The sequence below is a fragment of the Peterkaempfera podocarpi genome, from assembly GCF_042466665.1.
Taxonomy (GTDB): Bacteria; Actinomycetota; Actinomycetes; order Streptomycetales; family Streptomycetaceae; genus Peterkaempfera; species Peterkaempfera podocarpi.
On record NZ_CP162102.1, the window covers coordinates 674,368 to 691,563 of the forward strand.

The window sequence follows — 17,196 nt, forward strand, 5'->3', positions numbered from 1 at the left end:
CGGCGGAAAGGGCGGCCTGGTGGACCGGTTCACCGGAGGGGACTCCTCGCTGCTGCGCCGGATCAACTCCGCGGTGACGCTCCGCGCCCTGCGCGACGGTCAGGCACTCACCCTCACCCGCCTCGTCGGTGACACCGGACTCTCCCGACCCACCGTCGAAGGAGTCATCGAGGGACTCATGGACTCCGGGCTGGTGGCCGAGGTCGACCACAGCCAGGACAGCACCCGGCAACGGGGCCGCCCGGCGCGCTGGTTCCGCTTCCGGTCGGAGGCCGGGCATGTCCTCGGCGTGGAGATCGGCGTCCACGCGGTGCGTGCGGTGCTGGCGGATCTGACCGGCCGTGTCACCGCCTCCTGCGACCGGCCCGTCGACGAGGCACTGGAGGCCGACGAGCGCCTCGGCGCGGCCCGCACCCTGGTGGCCGAGCTGCTGCGGCGCGCCGGGGTCTCCCGGGACAGCCTGTGGGCGGTGGGGATCGGCACCCCGGGCATCGTGGACGGCGAGGGCACCGTACGGCTGGGCACCGCCATGCCGGGCTGGACCGGGCTGGAGCTGGGCTCCCGGCTGCGGCGCTCCTTCCGCTGCCCCGTCCTGGTGGAGAACGACGCCAATCTGGCCGCCATCGCCGAGCACTGGCAGGGCGCCGCCGCCGGGATGGGCGATGTGGTGTTCGTCCTGGCCGGGCTGAGCCCCGGCGCGGGATCGCTGATCAACGGGCGGCTGCACCGCGGCTTCGGTGGCGCGGCCGGGGAGATCGGGGCGCTGCATCTGCTGGGCCGGGAGGCCACTCCGGAGCGGCTGCTGTCCACCACCGGCAAGCCGCTGAACCCGCTGGACGAGGCGGCCGTCGCCCGGGTGCTCCGGCTCGCCCGGGAGGGCGACGCGGTGGCCCGGGGGGCGATGGACCGCTTTCTGCAGCGGCTGGTGCACGATGTGGCGGCGCTGGTGCTGGCGATCGACCCGGAGATCGTGGTGGTCGGCGGCTGGGCGGCAGGGCTCGACGGGGTGCTGGAGCCGCTGCGTGAGCAGTTGGGCCGGTCCTGCCTGCGTGCGCCGGAGGTGGCCCTGTCGGCGCTCGGCGAGGACGTCATCGCGCTGGGCGCGCTGCGGGTCGCGCTCGACCAGGTGGAGGAGCAGCTGTTCGCCGTCGAGCAGGCCGCGGCCGGCCCGGGACGCCCCTGAGTGCACGGCCTCCCCCGGGCGCTCCCGCGGTCGCCGTCCGGGGCGGCGGCGCAGGTCTCGGCAGCGGGCCGCCAGGGTGTGCGGCGGGCGGGTTCGGAGGTCTCTTGACTCCTGGCAAATACGGAGGAAACTGGTCAATACACCAGAACACCAGAGAGAGCCGCACCATCGTTGAAGACGTTCGGCGATGAGTGACCCCCGTCTAAGCTCTGGCTAGGCCCCTGGCAGCACGTGTTGATGCAAGAGTCGTCAGCGACGACTGAAGGCGAAAAGCATCGAGACGCAACACCGGGGGCTGCCGTATGTCTCGGCCCGATCCGCCTCCGGCCCCCGGCTGCGGCGTCTGCGCCGCACCGCCGCGTGCCCTCCCCGCGGACCGGGGGCGCGAGCAGGACGCTCCGGCGAACCACTATCGGTCCAGGCGGACGACCGTCACCGTCTCACTGTTGAAGACCACCTGGTAGACGTGCCCCGGATGCCCGGCGCTCGCCTGGTCGGCGACCTGCTGCGGGGGCCGGCCGTCCTCGGTGACGATGTACTGCGGCGGCCCGGACCTGATCATGCCGGGCCAGAAGGCATGGGTTCGGCAGGCGATATGGGCCAGAGCGGCGCTTCCGGCCTCCACGGTCACCCCGTTGGGGATCGTGCCGAGACCCTGTCGCAGCGCCGCGGCGTGGGGGCCGCCGTCGTAGCTGCCCGGGTCGACCAGGTCGGCCAGGGGCAGCGGAGCGGCGGCGGTCGCCGCCGCGGCTATGGCCACCACCGCGGTGACCGCGTTCCGGCTCCAGACGCGCAGCCAGGCCCGGGGGGAGGCGTCGGCGCGCCTGATCCCGTCGACCAGGGCGATGAAGACGATCGCCATGACGGTGGCGTCATAGTGCCAGTCCCGGCCCCAGTAGGCGTTGTTGTCCGAGGTGAACCGCCACGCGAGAGTCGGGACCGCCAGTACCGCCACCGGTGAGCGCAGGGCGACGAACGCGGTGCAGCCCGCGATCCATCCCAGAGTGGTCCACACCATGTGCCGGGTCAGCACGGACCGGGCCAGGATGCGCCAGTCGTGCGGCTGACCACGGTGTCCGGGGAGTTTGGACCAGTAGTCGAAGTGCCCGGCCGGGTTGAAGTGCGGGATCCACCACCAGATCGCGGCGGCGGTCCAGGCCACTCCGATCACCATGAGGATGGGGCCGAGCCGCCATCTCCGGTTCACCAGCAGCAGCACCCCGACGGCGGCCACCGTCAGACCGAGGTCCTCCTTGACCAGCAGCAGCGGGAGCGACCACCAGAAGGCGCGGGTCCATCGCCGCAGCAGCAGCTGCCGTCCGACGATCACCAGCAGCGGCACCGCAAAGGCGATCTCATGGAACTCGAAGTTGAGCGCCCGCTGCAGACCCCACGACAGGCCGTACGCCACACCGATCAGCAGCCCCCGGGTGCGGCCCAGGATCCGGGCCGCGGTCTCGGACAGTACTCCCACCGACCCGGCGAACAGACCGGCCTGCAGGACCAGGAGCATGACGGCGGAGGGCCACAGGCGCCACAGCGGCCCGGTGAGGGCGAGGATCGGCGACCAGTGGTCCCCCAGCGCCTTGAAGCCTTCGCCCTTGATGTCGACCACCGGCACATGCCCGGACGCCCAGCCGCGGGCGGTCTGGACGAATATCCCCAGGTCCCAGCTGGGATCGGCGTACCGCCGGTACCGGGCGACGGCAAGCACCGTGTAGACGGCCATGAACCCCACCGCCAGCGCGATGTGCGGCAGATACCCGCGCAGCAGCGCCGGAGCTCGGCTGCCCTCGTCCTCCGCTGTCCCTGGCACGCCCCATGCAGGCAGCGTGCGCTGAGGCTCGGTGTCGGTCACGGTGGTCCCCCGGGGTGGTCGCATCGGTGTCCGCGCGGCGGCGTGCGCGAACGACTGCAGTCCAGCTGTGGGCCCGATTCACCTCATGGCAGCGCCACAGTGCGTTCGCGACCCTCACACCACGCAATCAGCCGCGGCCCACACAACGACGACAGCCCCTGGTCCGGGGCGTACCGTCCGACACCTTGCGCCGCGTCATCGAACGCGGTGCGAACCACGGCCTGCATATCCTGCTTGACGTCAGCATGTGCACGCCAGGGGTCTGCCATGGGGCAGTCCCTGGGCGGCCATGGACCGCAGCACCGGGAACACCGGCCGCCACCCGCCGGGGTCGCCGTCCCCCACCCGGCGCAGCGCCGGGTGGGGGACGGCGTCAGGGCCCACCAGGGCACGTTTCCGTCCGGCCCGGAACCAGGGCCTTGTGCCCGGGGAACAGCTCAGTGCCGAGCGGGCGGTCCGTCGCCGGCGGCGGGCCTGAACGATGGCAACCGCTGCGGCACCGCAGGGCTGACGGCATGGGAGGGCCTGTGGCAGACCGGGGCCTTCCGGTGCGGGTGCACCTTTCCGGACCCAGCCTGGCCGGCCCGCTCCGCAACGGCGGTCAGCCGTCCCCGACCTGCACGCCGGGCCCATGACCACCGAGGGCACAAGGGCCGGGCGTGTACGACCGGCTCGGGGAAGATCCCGGATACCGGGGTCAGGAGGCGGTACGGACCTCGTCGACCTCGACCAGGCCGGTCTCGCCGAAGGTCAGCCTGCAGGTGTCGGCACGGTAGGTGGAGACGGCCAGCGCAGCGGTCCGCCCGTCGCTGGTCGCATACGGGGTGGTCACGACCAGCACCGGGCTGCCCGGGGGCCGCTCCAGCAGCCGGGCCTCCTCGGCCTCGGCGACGCCCAGCTCCACCGCACGGGACTGCCCGCTGAGCTCCAGGCGCTGGAGCTGGCGCAGCACCGAGCGGCCCCGGTCGGTCTCGGCAGCGAAGCCCGGCAGATGCGGCACGGTGGAATCCGGCACATGGAGCGCCTCGGTACCCACGACCTGACCCGCCGTCACCCGCACCCGGCGCACGGTGTGCACGTTCTCGTCGGCGGGGACGCCGAGGGCCTCGGCGAGCCGGGCGGACGGCGGCGCGGTGGTGCAGTCCACGATCCGCCAGGCCGCGTCGCGGGCGGTGCCGGGCCAGCCCTCATCGGCGGGGCTCACCGGAACCGCGGTGCGAGGTGCGGCCACCAGCGTGCCGATGCCGCGGCGGCGCACCAGCCGGCCCTCGAGTTCCAGCTGGTCCAGCGCCTGGCGGAGGGTGGCGCGGGCCACTCCGAAACGGGCCGCGAGCTCCCGCTCGTTGGGGATGACCTGGCCGGTGGAGAACTCACCGTCGATGGTCCGCACCAGCACGGTGCGCAGGTGCCAGTACTTCGGCTCCGGCGCCGCCTCACGCTCCGTGGTCCCCACCATGTCCTCCACCGTGTGGACGGCCGCCCCCGGCCGGTTTTATGAGTGCTTCTTTATTAAAGGTGTTTGCAGTAAGGGACATTAGGGCTCCGCAGCGGAGATGGTCAAGACCAATGCCGCGCAATCCCGAGCCGCGGCGAAGGATCCCCGCGCCGAGGCCGCCCCTGGCCACCGGAGTCCGCGTGGCACCCGCCGAGCCGACCGCACGGCACCGGCCCCGGCCCCAGGGGCGGCAGGGCGGAGTGAGCACCATGGCTGGATTCCGCCCAGGGCCGGGGTGGCCGTCCGGCGGGCCCTGCCCCCTCGGCCGGCCCTGCGGGCGGCGCCGACCGGGGCGTACGGCACCCCGCGCGGCCGCCGGCCCGCCGAACCGCCCCCAGCCGTCCGCAGCGGCTCTCGGACACCGCCGACGAAGGCCGGGCGGCCGGTGTCAGTGCGATCGGATCGCGGGCAGGGGCATAGCGACGCATCGGCCGGGTACCCGAGCCGTTCGGACCCCGCAACCCAGGGAGGACACCACCATGACCGACACACCCGCCTCCGACGGCCGCCTGCCCAGCGAGGCCGCGCTGCACGAGATCGCCCACGGCGGCGACCGGCAGGCGGCGCTGACGACGCTGGCGCAGAGCGAGGTGCTGCTGCCCGTGGCCGACGAGACCGCCGAGGCCGATCCGCAGGTGGTCCAGCTGCCTGTCTACGAGCAGCAGGACGGCACCCGGCTGGTCCCGGTCTTCACCTCCGAGACCCGGCTGGCCGCGGCGATGCCGGACGTCCACCAGTACCGCAATGTGCCGATGTCGGCACTGGGCGGCGGCTGGCCCTCCGACGACCTGTGGCTGGCCGTCGACCCGGGGTCACCCGACGCGCTCAACCTCCCGGCGGACGGCGTCAAGTCCCTCCCGGCCCTCGCCGGGGCCTGAGCCGGGCGGCAGATGTGTGGTGGGCGGGGCCCTGCTCCCTGCTGGGCAGGCCCGCCCACCCGCCCTGCGGTTCAGTGGTGCCGGCTGGTCCGCAGCCGGCATGAGCAGCACCCGGAGCCCGGCCCGTGGAGGCGCTGACGTCCTCGGCCATCACACTCCGCGGTAACGGATCCCGGAGGCGGGTCCTGGCACCGGTGCCACGCCTGCGCGGCCGAGCCCCGGGGGCGCCGACCTGCAGGGAGTGCACCGCAACCCACCGCGCCGCCCGGAGGACCGGCCCCGCCCCCGGGAGCGGTCCGCAGCACACCCGGCTGCCGCCCCAGGGCGCCCTCGCGCCTCTCGTGCGGGGGCCTGGGCAGGTCTGGAGGGTCTCGGCCCTGGTGGAGCCGGTTCCGATCCCCTCCGGGGTACGGGCTGCCCCCGCACCAAGGGGGAGACCCCGAGGTCATACGACCGGCCGACGGTGGCATCGTGGACGGCGCTGAACGCGCACGCCCCCGGCTTCTCCGGGCTCGGGGAGAAGTTCCCCGGCCTGGCCGCCCCTGCGGGCTCATACCGAGCCGGACTCCCGCGACTCCCGTGTCGCCCGGGAGGCCCAGGACGCCCCGGGTGTCAGTGCCGTCCCGGATCTCCCCCCGGGGCCGCAGGACGCGCGGACCGGCGGCGCCGCGGGACGACGGCGGACCAGCTGCCGCAGCCCGTCGCCACCGGGACCGCACCGCCGGCCGCCACGGCCGCCCGATGAGCGCGCCCGTCGAACCCCCCGCTTGCCCCGTCCTGGACCCGGATGGGTGCGGAAGCCTGATCGCGGGAGACTGGCCGCATGGACCCCGTCGATGCCGCCCGCGAGATCGTCCGCACCCGGTTCCCCGACGCCCGCGCCGCCTTTCTGGCCGGGAGTGTGCTGACCTCCCGGCGTACCAGCACCTCCGACCTCGACATCGTGGTGCTGCTGGCCGGGCCGCCCGCACCGTGCCGGGAGAGCACAGTGCACCGGGGCTGGCCGGTGGAGCTGTTTGTGCAGACCGAGGCGGCCTGGCGGGCGTTCGCCGACCGGGAGGTGGCCGCCCGCAGGTCTCCGCTGCTGGCGATGTGCGCGGAGGGGCTGCTGCTGGTGGACAGGGACACTCTGGGGGCGGAGCTGCAGGCCCGGTCGAGGGCCCGCCTCGCGGCGGGACCGCCGCCCGTCTCCGTGCAGGAGCTGGACGACCACCGGTACCGGCTGACGGACTCGCTGGACGACCTGCGCGGGTGCTCGGACCCGCTGGAGCGGGTGCATCTGGTGGCCGACCTGCTGCTGCGGGCGTCCGAGTTCGCGCTGCTGGCGGGCGGACACTGGCTGGGCACCGGGAAGTGGCTGTCGCGCCGGCTCGCCGAGGCGGATCCGGAGCTGCACCGGCGGCTGATGACAGCGGCCGCCGCAGCGGCGAACGGCAGCCCGGCGGCCCTGGAGACGGTCGTCGAAGAGGTGCTCGACCGGGCCGGCGGCCCCCTGTGGTCGGGCTACCTCCGCCGGTGACTGCTCACGGGCCGCCTTCGGGCGCCCGTGGGCCGGCCCGGCCGGCGGCGAAGCCGGCGAGATAGATGCGCAGACCTCGGCGGCCGCTGCGCATCATCAGGGCGTGGTTGGCGGTGAACACGGGCCGGGCGGGCAGGGCCAGACGGCGCATCAGAGGGCGGGTGGGGCGGACGTCCTCCTCGAAGAGCGCCAGGCTGCCGCCCGGCCGGGGGGTGACGGTCCAGCGGGACCAGCCCTCCAGATCCCCGGTCATGGCGGCCTCCAGCACCCCCGCCGCGACATCCCGCCGGGACTCCTCGACGGTGAAGACCAGGTCGTACGGCAGCAGCGAACGGACCGTCAGCTCGCCCCGGTGGTCGTCCAGCCGGCGTGCCCGGCGTATCTCGGGCCACCACTCCTGATAGCGGGCGACATCCTCCAGTACCGCGAGGACATCGCCCGGAGGAGCGGGCAGCTCCCAGCCGTGCGCGAAGCGGTAGTGGTTGGCGTCCCTCACGGCAGGTCGAGCCGGCCCTCGGGGGTGAGCGGGAAGAAGGGGTTGTGGGCCAGCTCCCAGAGGTGGCCGTCCGGATCCTCGAAGTAGCCCGAGTAGCCGCCCCAGGGGGTGCGCTGCGGTGGCTTCACCACGGTGGCCCCCGCACCGACCGCGCTCTGCAGTGCCTGGTCGACGGCGGCCTCGTCCTCCAGGTTGATGGCAAGGGTGACACCGCGGAAGGCGGACTCCGGCTCGGCCGGCACCCCCGCGTCGGCGGCCAGTTCCTCCACGGGGAAGAGGCCCAGGGCCGAGTCGGCGGTGTGGAACCACACGATCTCCGGGCTGGAGGCGCTGGAGCGCTTCCAGCCGAGCTCCTGGTAGAAGCGGGCGCTGGCCTCGAGGTCGGCGACGCCCAGGGTGACGATGCTGATCCTTGCGGGAACGGTCATGCTTCGCAGCCTAGGCGCGGGGTACGACAGTCGGCCCGGGCTGCGGCTCCGTGTCGCCAGGCCGGTACGGTACGGCAGCACAGCAGCCCGGCAGGAGGAGGAGCAGTCATGGCGGAGGCACTGATCGCGGCCGTCGCGGACCGGACGCCGGAGGTGGACCCGGGCGCCTTCACGGCGCCGACCTCCGTGGTGGTGGGCCGGGTGCGGCTGGCCGCCGGGGCCAGCGTCTGGTACCACGCGGTGCTGCGCGGCGACGCCGAGGACATCACCGTGGGCGCGGACACCAACATCCAGGACAACTGCACGGTCCACGCCGACCCCGGCTTCCCCGCGGTGCTGGGCGAGCGGATCTCGGTGGGCCACAACGCGGTGCTGCACGGCTGCACCGTCGAGGACGACGCGCTGGTCGGCATGGGCGCCACCGTGCTCAACGGAGCCGTGATCGGCGCCGGCTCGCTGGTGGCGGCCGGCGCGGTGGTGCCGCAGGGCATGCAGGTGCCGCCGGGGTCGCTGGTGGCCGGGGTCCCGGCGAAGGTGAAGCGGCCGCTCGGCGAGGAGGAGCGGGCCGGGATCAAGGCCAATGCGGAGGGCTATCTGCTGCTGGCCCAGGCCCACCGGGAGTCCCTGCGGGGCCAGGCGTACTGACCACGGGCGTGGTCGGCGGTCCCCAGGGCTCGGCCGGAGCGAAGGCCTCCGGCTGCGGTGACCGCACCGCAGCCGGAGGCCCCGGTGTCCCACCGCAGTGCCCGGCGGACCCTCGGACGGCCCCCGGAAGTCAGTGGCCCGAGGTCAGCTTGAGGCCGGCGATCGCCACCACCAGCAGGCCGAGGAACGCCAGTCTCGCGGGGCTCGTCGACTCCCCCAGCAGGACCACCCCCAGCACCGCCGCGCCCGCCGCCCCGATGCCGACCCAGACCGCATAGGCGGTACCGATCGGCAGGGTGCGGGCGCCCAGGGACAGCAGCGCCATGCTGGCGGCGATCCCGGCGGCGGTGAACAGGGCGGGGACGGGCCGGGTGAAGCCCTCGGAGTACTTCAGGCCGATGGCCCAGCCGACCTCGAGCAGACCGGCGACGACGACATACAGCCACGCCATGGCGGCGTACCTCCCGGGGAGACGGATCGCGTGCAGTGATCCGCGTCGTCTTCGCATGACCGGGTACGGCGCGCCTCGTCCGGGGCCCGCCGCGGCGGGTCCGTCCCCAGCATGCCCACAGCACCGCCCCGGAAGGCAAACCGCCCCCGGAGTGATCCCGGTCACCGGGGTGCGGCGGCGGGACGCGTCGGGGCGCCGTCTAGGATCGTCCGCGCCATGGAGAAGACCACCGACGCATCCGCGTACCGCAGCCTTGTCGCCGTCGGCGACTCGTTCACCGAGGGCATGTGCGACGACATGCACCCCGACGGCAGCTACCGGGGCTGGGCCGACCTGCTCGCCGCGCGGCTGGCGGCCGGGTCGCCCGGCTTCCGCTATGCCAACCTCGCGGTGCGGGGCAAGCTGATCGGCCAGATCTGCGACGAGCAGGTGGACGCCGCCGCTGCGATGGGCGCCGAGCTGGTCACCCTGGCCGGCGGACTCAACGATGTGCTGCGGCCCGGCTGCGATGTGGCGCTGGTCGAGGCCCGGCTGGGCGAGGCCGCCGAGAAGCTGGTGGCCGGCGCCCGGCGGGTGGTGCTGTTCACCAGCACCGACCCGACCCGGCGGCTGCGCGGCAGCGCCCGGCTGCTTCCCGCGATCGAGCGGATGAAGGGTTTTGTCGAGGAGCTGGCCCGGCAGCGTCCGGAGGTCGTGGTGGTGGACCTCTTCTCGGCGCGCTGCTTCGACGACCCGCGCCTGTGGGCCGAGGACCGCCTCCATCTCTCCCCGGAGGGCCACCGCCGGGTCACCGAAGCGGTGCTGGAGGCCCTGGGGATCGAGCCCGCCTTCGACTGGCGGGCGCCGCTGCCCCCCGCCCCCGCGCCGAGCCGGGCGGCCCGGCTGCGCTCGGACCTGGCGTGGCTGCGGATGCACCTGGGGCCGTGGATCGTCCGCCGGCTGACCGGCCGCTCGTCCGGGGACGGCCTCTCCCCCAAGCGGCCGGAGCTGGCCCCGTACGAGGTGTGACCCGCCGGGGCGGCCGGAATGCGCCGGCCGGCCCCCTGCGATCAGGCCCCGCAGCTTGCCGGGTCGGCCACCGAATGCCTCGCGGCGCACAAGGGCGGCGCGCCCCGGCGGGGAGAGGATCCCCAGGACGACCGGCAGCGCGCAGCCGGTCGACGGCCAGCCGGGTGGTGCCGCACACCGGATGGCCGCGCGGACCGGCGACGGTCGACGGGTCGGCCCGTGACCGGCGCGGCCGGGCCTCCTGGAGGACGTCCGCGGAGTCGGCGATCCCGCCGGGCATCCGGTACGCCACGGCCGTGCGCAGCTCAGGGTGGCGTTCGACAACGGTGGTGGGGCCGTCCGTGTGCCTGCTGCCCTGCTGCTCCGACGGCGGCTCTGTCCCGGCGGTCGCGGAGCCACCGCGACGACACGGGACGGCGCGATGCCGTCGGCGTGCGCAGCCACTGCCCTCGGCATCCCTCTAGGGTGTCGGGCATGACCACCTTCACCGGGTCCGCCGCGATCCTGCCGGTCGGCGATCCCACCACCGCTGCGGCCCACTACGGGGCACTGGGCTTCACCGTGGACCGCTCCGGTCCGTACTACGCATTCGCCCGGCGTGACGAGGTGACACTGCACCTGGCCGCGGTGGACCGGATCGATCCGGGGACCAGCAACTCGGCGGCGTATCTGTATGTCAGTGACGCCGACGCCCTGGCCGCCGAGTGGTCGGGGGCGGGGGTGGCCGGGCAGCTGGTGGACCCGGTCGACACACCGTACGGGATGCGTGAGGGGGCCCATATCGACCCCTGGGGGAACCTGTTGCGGTTCGGCTCCCGGATCAGGGCCTGAGCGGGGGCGGCGATGGTGTCGGTGCGGGCGGCGGTCGCGGCGGAAGCCGGGCTGCTGACGGAGCTGGCGTTGCGGTCCAAGGCGCACTGGGGCTATGACGAGGCGTTCCTGGCGTCCTGCCGGGCGGAGTTGACGGTGACCGCCCCCGAGCTGCCGACCCGGCGGGCCCGGGTGGCGGCGGAGGGCGGCAGGATCCTCGGCTTCACCACGCTGGAGGGCGACCCTCCCGAGGGTGAGGTGGGGATGTGCTTTGTGGCGCCGGAGGCGATGGGCCGGGGAGTGGGCCGGCTGCTGTTCCGGGCGATGCTCCAGGAGGCGGCGTCGCTCGGTTTCCGGCGGCTGGAGATCGCCTCCGACCCCCATGCGGAGGCCTTCTATCTGGCGATGGGGGCGGTGCGGACCGGCAGCACCCCCTCCGGTTCGATACCGGGGCGGGTGCTGCCGGTGCTGAGCTGTCAGGTGGTGTAGTCGGCGTTGATCCGCACATACTCGGCCGACAGGTCGCAGCCGTAGACGGTGACCGCGGCGGTGCCGGTGCCCAGCGTGACGGTGATGGGGACCTCGGGCTGCTTCATCACCTCGGTGAGCAGGGCGAGTTGGTCGTCACCGGCGTGCTGGGGGTAGACCTCCAGCCCGCCGAAGGCGACACGCACCCGGCCGGGGTCGATGTCGGTGTCGTCCATGCACTTGCCGACGGCCATCACCACCCGGCCCCAGTTGGGGTCCGCACCGTGGACGGCGGTCTTGACCAGCGGGGAGTTGACGACGGCCTTGGCGACCCGCTTGGCCTGGGCGCGGTCGCGGGCGTCGGTGACGGTGACCTGGATCAGCTTGGTCGCGCCCTCGCCGTCGGAGGCCAGCTGGCGGGTGAGGTCCAGGCAGACCGCGGCGACGGCGGCGGTGAACTCGTCGGGGTCCACGGGGCCGGCCGCGCCGTTGGCCAGCAGGGCGACGGTGTCGGAGGTGGAGGTGTCGCTGTCGACGCTGAGGCAGTTGAAGGTGGCGTCGACGGCCGTGCGCAGCGCGGTGTCCAGGAGGTCGGCGGGCACCTCGGCGTCGGTGGTGAGATAGGCCAGCATGGTCGCCATGTCGGGTTCGAGCATGCCGACGCCCTTGGCGACGCCGACGATCCGGGCATGGCCCACGGTGGCGGCGGAGGTCTTGGGGCGGGTGTCGGTGGTCATCATGGCCGCCGCGACATCCAGCGGGGAGGCGTCGCGGTGTTCGCTCCACTGCTGGGCGGCGGTGGCCAAGGCGTCCCGTACGGCGGGCATGGGGAGCAGCCGGCCGATCACGCCGGTGGAGGAGATCAGGGTCTGCTCCGGGGAGGCGCCCACGGCGGCGCCCGCGAGGCCGGCGATCTCCACGGCGTCGCGCTCGCCCTGCTCCCCCGTGGCGACATTGGCGTTCTTGGCCACGGTGACCACGGCACGGGTCTGCTGGACGGGGGCGTGACGCCGGTTCACCAGGACGGAGGCTCCGGCGAAGAGGCTGCGGGTGAAGACGGCCGCGCTGGTGCAGGGCCGGTCGGAGGCGATCAGTGACAGGTCGTCGCCGCTCTCCTCGCGCAGGCCGATCCGCCCGGTCCAGGCGTGGAAGCCCTGCGGCCAGCCGTTCGGTGTGTCGGTCATCGACCCGATCCCTCCGTATGGATATTCCTGTTCACGTATACAATTACAGATCAGGGTGGCCGATGGCAATCACATTCCCCCGCCCGGAGGCCCCCGGTGCGGACCGGCCGCCGTCGGGACTACGGTGCGATCCGCGGGGCGCCGTACGACGGCGTCCGCAGGAGGCGACAGGATGACCGGATTCAGCTACCCCGAGGTCGGAGCCACCGCCGGAGGACCGCTGCCGCCCGGCTACAACCGACTGCAGCACAGCATCGTGCTCGGACACGGGCGGGAGGTGCTGGAGGCCGCGGGCGAGGCGGTGCTCAGCTGGCGGATGCACCGTGCCGTCGGCGTCGGGATACATGCGGACGCCGAACGGGCCGCGCCCGGCGTCACCGTGGAGGTGACCCTGGGCTGGGGACCGCTCAGCCTGCACGCCCCCTGCCGGGTGGTGCACACCGCCACCGGACCCGACCGCTTCGGCTTCGCCTATGGAACGCTGGCGGGCCACCCCGAGCGGGGCGAGGAGAGCTTCCTGGTGGAGATGGGGGACGACAAGACGGTCCGCTTCACCGTCACCGCCTTCAGCCGCCCGGCCCGCTGGTTCACCCGGGCTGCGGGCCCGGTCGTCCCCGTCGCCCAGCAGCTGTACGCCCGGCGCTGCGGACATGTGCTGCGACAACTGGCCACCTTGGGAGCAAAACCCCCCAGAAAGCCATGAAGAGCCCTTTACCGACTGGTCATCATGTGTTCGTGATCGTGAAACACCGGCACGGCAACCTGGTGTCATGGACCATCTCTCCAAGCACCACCGCTGGCGCCGCGAGGCCGTCGAACTCTCGGCCCTCTTCCTCGCCGTGGCCACCGCCGACCTCGTCGCCGACGTCGTGGTGCACGGCCACGACGGCCCCGTCCTGCTCGCCACCTCCGCCGCCGCACTGCTGGCCGCGGCACTGTTCCACGGGTGGTGGACGCATCGCCACACACATGCCCCGCCCGGCCCCGATCCCAGCGCCGGGCCGGCGGCCGCAGTGATCCGGGCGGAGGCCACCGCACCGGGCCGGCGGTCCGCCGGCTCCTCGTTGTGGCGGATCCGCACCACCGTCGCCGACTCACCCGGCAGCCTGGCCGCACTGTGCGCAGCGCTCGCCCGACTGGAGGTGAACATCATCTCGTTGCAGACCCACCCGCTCTCCACCGGCACCGTCGACGAGTTCCTGGTACGCGCCCCCTCCGGAGTGCCGCGCGCCGAGCTGGCCGGTGTGCTCGCGGGCGCGGGCGGCCAGGACACCTGGATCGACCGGGCCGACACCCATGACCTGGTGGACGTGCCCACCAGGATCCTCGGGCTGGCCACCCGGACCGCACTGGACGCCGCCGAACTCCCGGTGGCACTGCGTCAGCTCTTCGGCACCTGCGTCATCCGCTCGCTGCCCGCCGCACCCGGTGCGGCGCAGACCGCAGGCTCCCACACCCTGGACGGCGACGTCATGCGGCTGTGCGAGCCGTCCGGCGGCGTCATCGAGCTCTCCCGGCCACACCTGCCCTTCACCCCCACCGAGTTCGCCCGGGCGCGGGCCCTGGTGGAGCTGGACGCAGTGCTCGGGCCCCGGGTCCCGGCCCGCCGCGATGTGGTCACCCTGGCCGCGGGCAACGAGATCACCGTGCGCCGGGCCGGCCCCGACGACCACCGGGCCGCGCTGGAGCTCCACCGCCGGTGCTCCCCGGAGACACTGCGCCGCCGCTACCACGGCCCTGTCGATGACGCCGACCGCTATCTCGCCCATCTGCTGGAGCCCCGGCACGGGCAGACCCTGGCGGTGGAGCTCGCCGACGGCAGGCTCGCCGCGCTGGCCCATCTGATGTGGGACGGCGACAGCGCCGAGGTCGCGTTGCTGGTCGAGGACGCCTGGCAGCGGCACGGCCTCGGCCTGGAGCTGCTGCGCCGGACGGCGGTGCTCGCCGCCGAGGCAGGGGTCGACAGCGTCTACGCGGTGACGCACGCCTCCAACACCGCCATGGTGGCGGCGATGCGCCGGCTGGAGGTCCCGCTGGACTACCAGGTCGAGGACGGCACCCTGGTGATCACCGCCCATCTGGAGCGGTCCACCGAGCCGACGGCGCCCCAGTCGGTGGGACACCTCGGCTGACGATCCGTCACCATCGTTGGGCTGTACGGCGTGTCCCGGACGACGGGGCACGCCGTACAGCGTGTTCAGGGGGAATCCATGCGTTTCGCAGTCATCGGCACCGGAGCTGTCGGCAGGACCCTGGCCGGCAGACTGCTGGCCCTCGGGCACGAGGTCGCCCTCGGCTCCCGCAGCAAGGACAACGCCGCCGCGCCGGCCTGGGCCGAGGAGGCCGGACCGGCCGGGCAGAGCGGCACCTTCGCGGACGCGGCGGCGTTCGGCGAGACCGTGGTCAACGCGACCAGCGGGACGGTCTCCCTTCAGGCCCTCACCGCGGCCGGCGCCGGCAATCTGGCCGGCAAGGTCCTGATCGACGTCTCCAACCCGCTGGTGTTCGGCGCCGACGGTGACGTCACCCTGGACCCGGTGGACACCGACAGCATCGGCGAGCGGATCCAGCGGGCCTTCCCCGAGGCCCTGGTGGTCAAGTCGCTCAACACCTGCAATGTGGAGGTCATGGTGGACCCCGCACGGGTGCCGGGCGAGCACAACGTCTTTGTCGCCGGTGACGACGACGGGGCCAAGCGGCAGGTGACGCAGCTGCTCCAGGACTCGGCCGGCCGCAGGGTTCGGTGATCGACATGGGGGACATCACCGCCTCCCGCGGGCTGGAGATGCTGATGCCGTTCTGGCTGCGGATGATGCGCCGGCTGGGCCACGCCGACTTCAACTACACCATCAGCCGGGCCCGCGGGTGACCGACACCGGGTGACCGTCCTCCCGGGGGACGGCTGCGGTCCTGCGAGGCCCGGGCCTCGCAGGACGGCACCCGGTTACTCCACGGTGACGCTCTTGGCCAGGTTGCGCGGCTTGTCGACGTCACGGCCCAGCGCGACCGCCGCGTGGTAGGCCAGCAACTGGAGCGGGATCCCGAGCAGCAGCGGATCCAGCTCCGGCTCGTTGCGGGGCACCACCACGGCGTGGTCGGCGTGGCGCGGGTCCGGCACCCGGTGGCCGACGGCCAGCACCCGGCCGCTGCGGGCCCGGATCTCGCCGAGGGTGGTGAGGTTCTTGTCCAGCAGCTCGTCGTCCGGAACCAGTGCCACGGTGGGCAGTTCGGGGCTGATCAGCGCCAGCGGCCCGTGCTTGAGCTCGCTCGCCGGGTAGGCCTCGGCGTGCACATAGGAGACCTCCTTGAGCTTCTGGGCGCCTTCCCGGGCGACCGGCCAGCCGCGCACCCGGCCGATGAACATCATCCCGTCGTACTTGGCGTACTCGGCGGCCAGCTCCGCGATCCGCTCCTCCTGGGCGAGGATCTCCCGGATCTGGCCGGGCAGCGCCTTCAGGCCGGCGCAGATCCGGCGGCCGTCGGCGGGCGAGAGGTCGTGGATGCGGCCGAAGTGCAGCGCCAGCAGGGCGAAGGCGACCACGGTCGAGGTGAAGGCCTTGGTGGAGGCCACCGAGATCTCCGGCCCGGCGTGCAGATAGATCCCGCCGTCGCACTCACGGGCGATGGCGCTGCCGACGGTGTTCACCACGCCGAGGACCCGGCCGCCCTTGCGCTTGATCTCCTGGACCGCCGCCAGCGTGTCATAGGTCTCGCCGGACTGGCTGATGGCGACATAGAGGGTGTCGGCCTCGATCACCGGGTTGCGGTAGCGGAACTCGGAGGCGGGCTCGGCATGGGCGGGGACCCGGGCCAGCTCCTCGATCAGCTGGGCACCCATCTCTCCCGCGTAGTAGGCGGAGCCGCAGCCGAGGATCTTGACCCGCCGGACGGCGCGCAGCTCGCGGGCGTCCAGGTTGAGGCCGCCGAGGTGGGCGGTATGGAAGCGGTCGTCCAGCCGCCCGCGCAGGGTGCGCTCCACCGCGTCGGGCTGCTCGTGGATCTCCTTGATCAGGTGGTGCTGGTGGTCGCCCGTGTCGTAGGAGCCGACCTCCCAGTCCACGGTGGAGGGCTGCTTGGCGGTGGTACGGGCGTCCTCGGTGAAGGTGCGGAAGCCGTCGGCGCGTACGGTGGCCAGCTCGCCGTCGTCCAGGTGCACCACCTGGCGGGTGTAGCGGACCAGCGCAGCCACGTCGGAGGCGGCGAACATCTCCTTCTCGCCGATCCCCAGCACGATCGGGGAGCCGTTGCGGGCGACCACGATCCGGTCGGGCCGGGTGGCGTCCAGGACGGCGATGCCATAGGTGCCGACGATGTGCTTGAGCGCCTGCCGGACGGCGTCCTCCAGGTCGGTGCCCTCGGCGGTGTGGGCGGCGATCAGATGGGCCAGTACCTCGCTGTCGGTCTCCGAGGTGAAGACCGCCCCGTCGGCGGCGAGCTTGGCGCGCAGCAGGTCGGCGTTCTCGATGATGCCGTTGTGCACCACCGCGATCCGCCCGGCGCCGTCCAGGTGGGGGTGGGCGTTGGCGTCGCTGGGTTCGCCGTGGGTGGCCCAGCGGGTGTGGCCGATGCCGGTGGTGCCCTTGAAGCGGGCGGGCAGCGCCTCGGCGAGATCGGCGACCCGGCCCTTGACCTTGCGGAGCCGCAGCGCTCCGGCACGGCCGGCGACGGCGACCCCGGCCGAGTCGTAGCCGCGGTACTCCAGCCGCTGCAGGCCCTCCAGCAGGATGGGGGCGGCGTCCTTGGATCCGATGTAGGCGACGATGCCGCACATGG

17 protein-coding genes and 1 riboswitch are annotated in these 17,196 nt (G+C 73.5%); of the genes, 10 read left to right on the forward strand and 7 right to left on the reverse strand.

The genetic code is table 11. The annotated features are described in order from the left end of the window. The first annotated feature begins 19 nt into the window (after positions 1–19). Positions 20–1,183, forward strand: coding sequence for an ROK family protein (locus AB0761_RS03070; RefSeq protein WP_377267287.1), 1,164 nt, complete (start codon positions 20–22; stop codon positions 1,181–1,183). 409 nt (positions 1,184–1,592) lie between these two features. On the opposite strand, the gene AB0761_RS03075 is transcribed toward AB0761_RS03070, so the two are convergent. Beyond that, positions 1,593–3,041 carry a DUF2079 domain-containing protein gene (locus AB0761_RS03075; protein ID WP_377267289.1) on the reverse strand — a complete coding sequence of 483 codons (1,449 nt, stop codon included), beginning with the start codon at positions 3,039–3,041 and terminating at the stop codon, positions 1,593–1,595. A 697-nt stretch (positions 3,042–3,738) separates the two neighbouring features. Next, entirely contained in the window at positions 3,739–4,494 is a 756-nt protein-coding gene (locus tag AB0761_RS03080; protein WP_377273921.1) for a GntR family transcriptional regulator, read from the reverse strand. 521 nt (positions 4,495–5,015) lie between these two features. Here AB0761_RS03080 and AB0761_RS03085 point away from each other — a divergent pair. Both AB0761_RS03085 and AB0761_RS03090 read left to right on the forward strand, forming a co-directional pair. After that, a complete protein-coding gene (locus AB0761_RS03085) occupies positions 5,016–5,414 on the forward strand; it encodes an SseB family protein (protein ID WP_377267291.1) in 399 nt (132 codons plus the stop codon). 823 nt (positions 5,415–6,237) lie between these two features. Beyond that, a complete protein-coding gene (locus AB0761_RS03090) occupies positions 6,238–6,933 on the forward strand; it encodes a nucleotidyltransferase domain-containing protein (protein ID WP_377267292.1) in 696 nt (231 codons plus the stop codon). Positions 6,934–6,937: 4 nt separating this feature from the next. Here AB0761_RS03090 and AB0761_RS03095 read toward each other — a convergent pair whose 3' ends face one another. Together AB0761_RS03095 and AB0761_RS03100 are read right to left on the reverse strand one after the other, a co-directional pair. Continuing rightward, entirely contained in the window at positions 6,938–7,429 is a 492-nt protein-coding gene (locus AB0761_RS03095) for an SRPBCC family protein (RefSeq protein WP_377267293.1), read from the reverse strand. Next, on the reverse strand, positions 7,426–7,857 hold the full coding sequence (locus tag AB0761_RS03100) for a VOC family protein (RefSeq protein ID WP_377267295.1): 432 nt from the start codon (positions 7,855–7,857) through the stop codon (positions 7,426–7,428). Before AB0761_RS03100 ends, AB0761_RS03095 begins: the two co-directional genes overlap by 4 nt. A gap of 108 nt (positions 7,858–7,965) precedes the next feature. Here AB0761_RS03100 and AB0761_RS03105 point away from each other — a divergent pair, with 108 nt between their 5' ends. After that, the gene (locus AB0761_RS03105) at positions 7,966–8,502 is read left to right on the forward strand and encodes a gamma carbonic anhydrase family protein (protein WP_377267297.1); all 537 of its coding nucleotides are present in this window, start codon (positions 7,966–7,968) and stop codon (positions 8,500–8,502) included. A 130-nt stretch (positions 8,503–8,632) separates the two neighbouring features. Here the strand turns inward: AB0761_RS03105 and sugE are convergent, their stop codons facing one another. Then, positions 8,633–8,953, reverse strand: a complete 321-nt coding sequence (gene sugE, locus AB0761_RS03110; RefSeq protein WP_377267298.1) for a quaternary ammonium compound efflux SMR transporter SugE — start codon at positions 8,951–8,953, stop codon at positions 8,633–8,635. 39 nt (positions 8,954–8,992) lie between these two features. Beyond that, a riboswitch (guanidine-III (ykkC-III) riboswitch) is annotated at positions 8,993–9,057 on the reverse strand. A 112-nt stretch (positions 9,058–9,169) separates the two neighbouring features. Here sugE and AB0761_RS03115 point away from each other — a divergent pair. From AB0761_RS03115 to AB0761_RS03125, 3 genes are all read left to right on the forward strand, one after another. Then, entirely contained in the window at positions 9,170–9,961 is a 792-nt protein-coding gene (locus AB0761_RS03115; RefSeq protein WP_377267300.1) for an SGNH/GDSL hydrolase family protein, read from the forward strand. Positions 9,962–10,435: 474 nt separating this feature from the next. After that, complete coding sequence (locus AB0761_RS03120) at positions 10,436–10,792, forward strand: bleomycin resistance protein (protein WP_377267301.1); 357 nt, start codon at positions 10,436–10,438, stop codon at positions 10,790–10,792. Positions 10,793–10,804: 12 nt separating this feature from the next. Further along, positions 10,805–11,260, forward strand: coding sequence for a GNAT family N-acetyltransferase (locus tag AB0761_RS03125; protein WP_377267302.1), 456 nt, complete (start codon positions 10,805–10,807; stop codon positions 11,258–11,260). Here AB0761_RS03125 and argJ read toward each other — a convergent pair. After that, positions 11,248–12,423, reverse strand: coding sequence for a bifunctional glutamate N-acetyltransferase/amino-acid acetyltransferase ArgJ (gene argJ / locus AB0761_RS03130; protein WP_377267303.1), 1,176 nt, complete (start codon positions 12,421–12,423; stop codon positions 11,248–11,250). The genes AB0761_RS03125 and argJ overlap by 13 nt on opposite strands. Before the next feature lie 172 nt (positions 12,424–12,595). Here argJ and AB0761_RS03135 point away from each other — a divergent pair, with 172 nt between their 5' ends. The 3 genes from AB0761_RS03135 to AB0761_RS03145 all read left to right on the forward strand — a co-directional run bounded on the left by AB0761_RS03135 (position 12,596) and on the right by AB0761_RS03145 (position 15,170). Next, positions 12,596–13,126 (forward strand): DUF1990 family protein, encoded by a 531-nt coding sequence (locus AB0761_RS03135; protein WP_377267304.1) that lies wholly within the window; start codon positions 12,596–12,598, stop codon positions 13,124–13,126. A 67-nt stretch (positions 13,127–13,193) separates the two neighbouring features. Next, the gene (locus AB0761_RS03140) at positions 13,194–14,555 is read left to right on the forward strand and encodes a GNAT family N-acetyltransferase (protein ID WP_377267305.1); all 1,362 of its coding nucleotides are present in this window, start codon (positions 13,194–13,196) and stop codon (positions 14,553–14,555) included. 78 nt (positions 14,556–14,633) lie between these two features. After that, positions 14,634–15,170 carry an NADPH-dependent F420 reductase gene (locus AB0761_RS03145; RefSeq protein WP_377267307.1) on the forward strand — a complete coding sequence of 179 codons (537 nt, stop codon included), beginning with the start codon at positions 14,634–14,636 and terminating at the stop codon, positions 15,168–15,170. Between the two features lie 197 nt (positions 15,171–15,367). On the opposite strand, the gene glmS is transcribed toward AB0761_RS03145, so the two are convergent. Further along, complete coding sequence (gene glmS / locus AB0761_RS03150) at positions 15,368–17,194, reverse strand: glutamine--fructose-6-phosphate transaminase (isomerizing) (protein ID WP_377267308.1); 1,827 nt, start codon at positions 17,192–17,194, stop codon at positions 15,368–15,370. Positions 17,195–17,196: the final 2 nt, after the last annotated feature.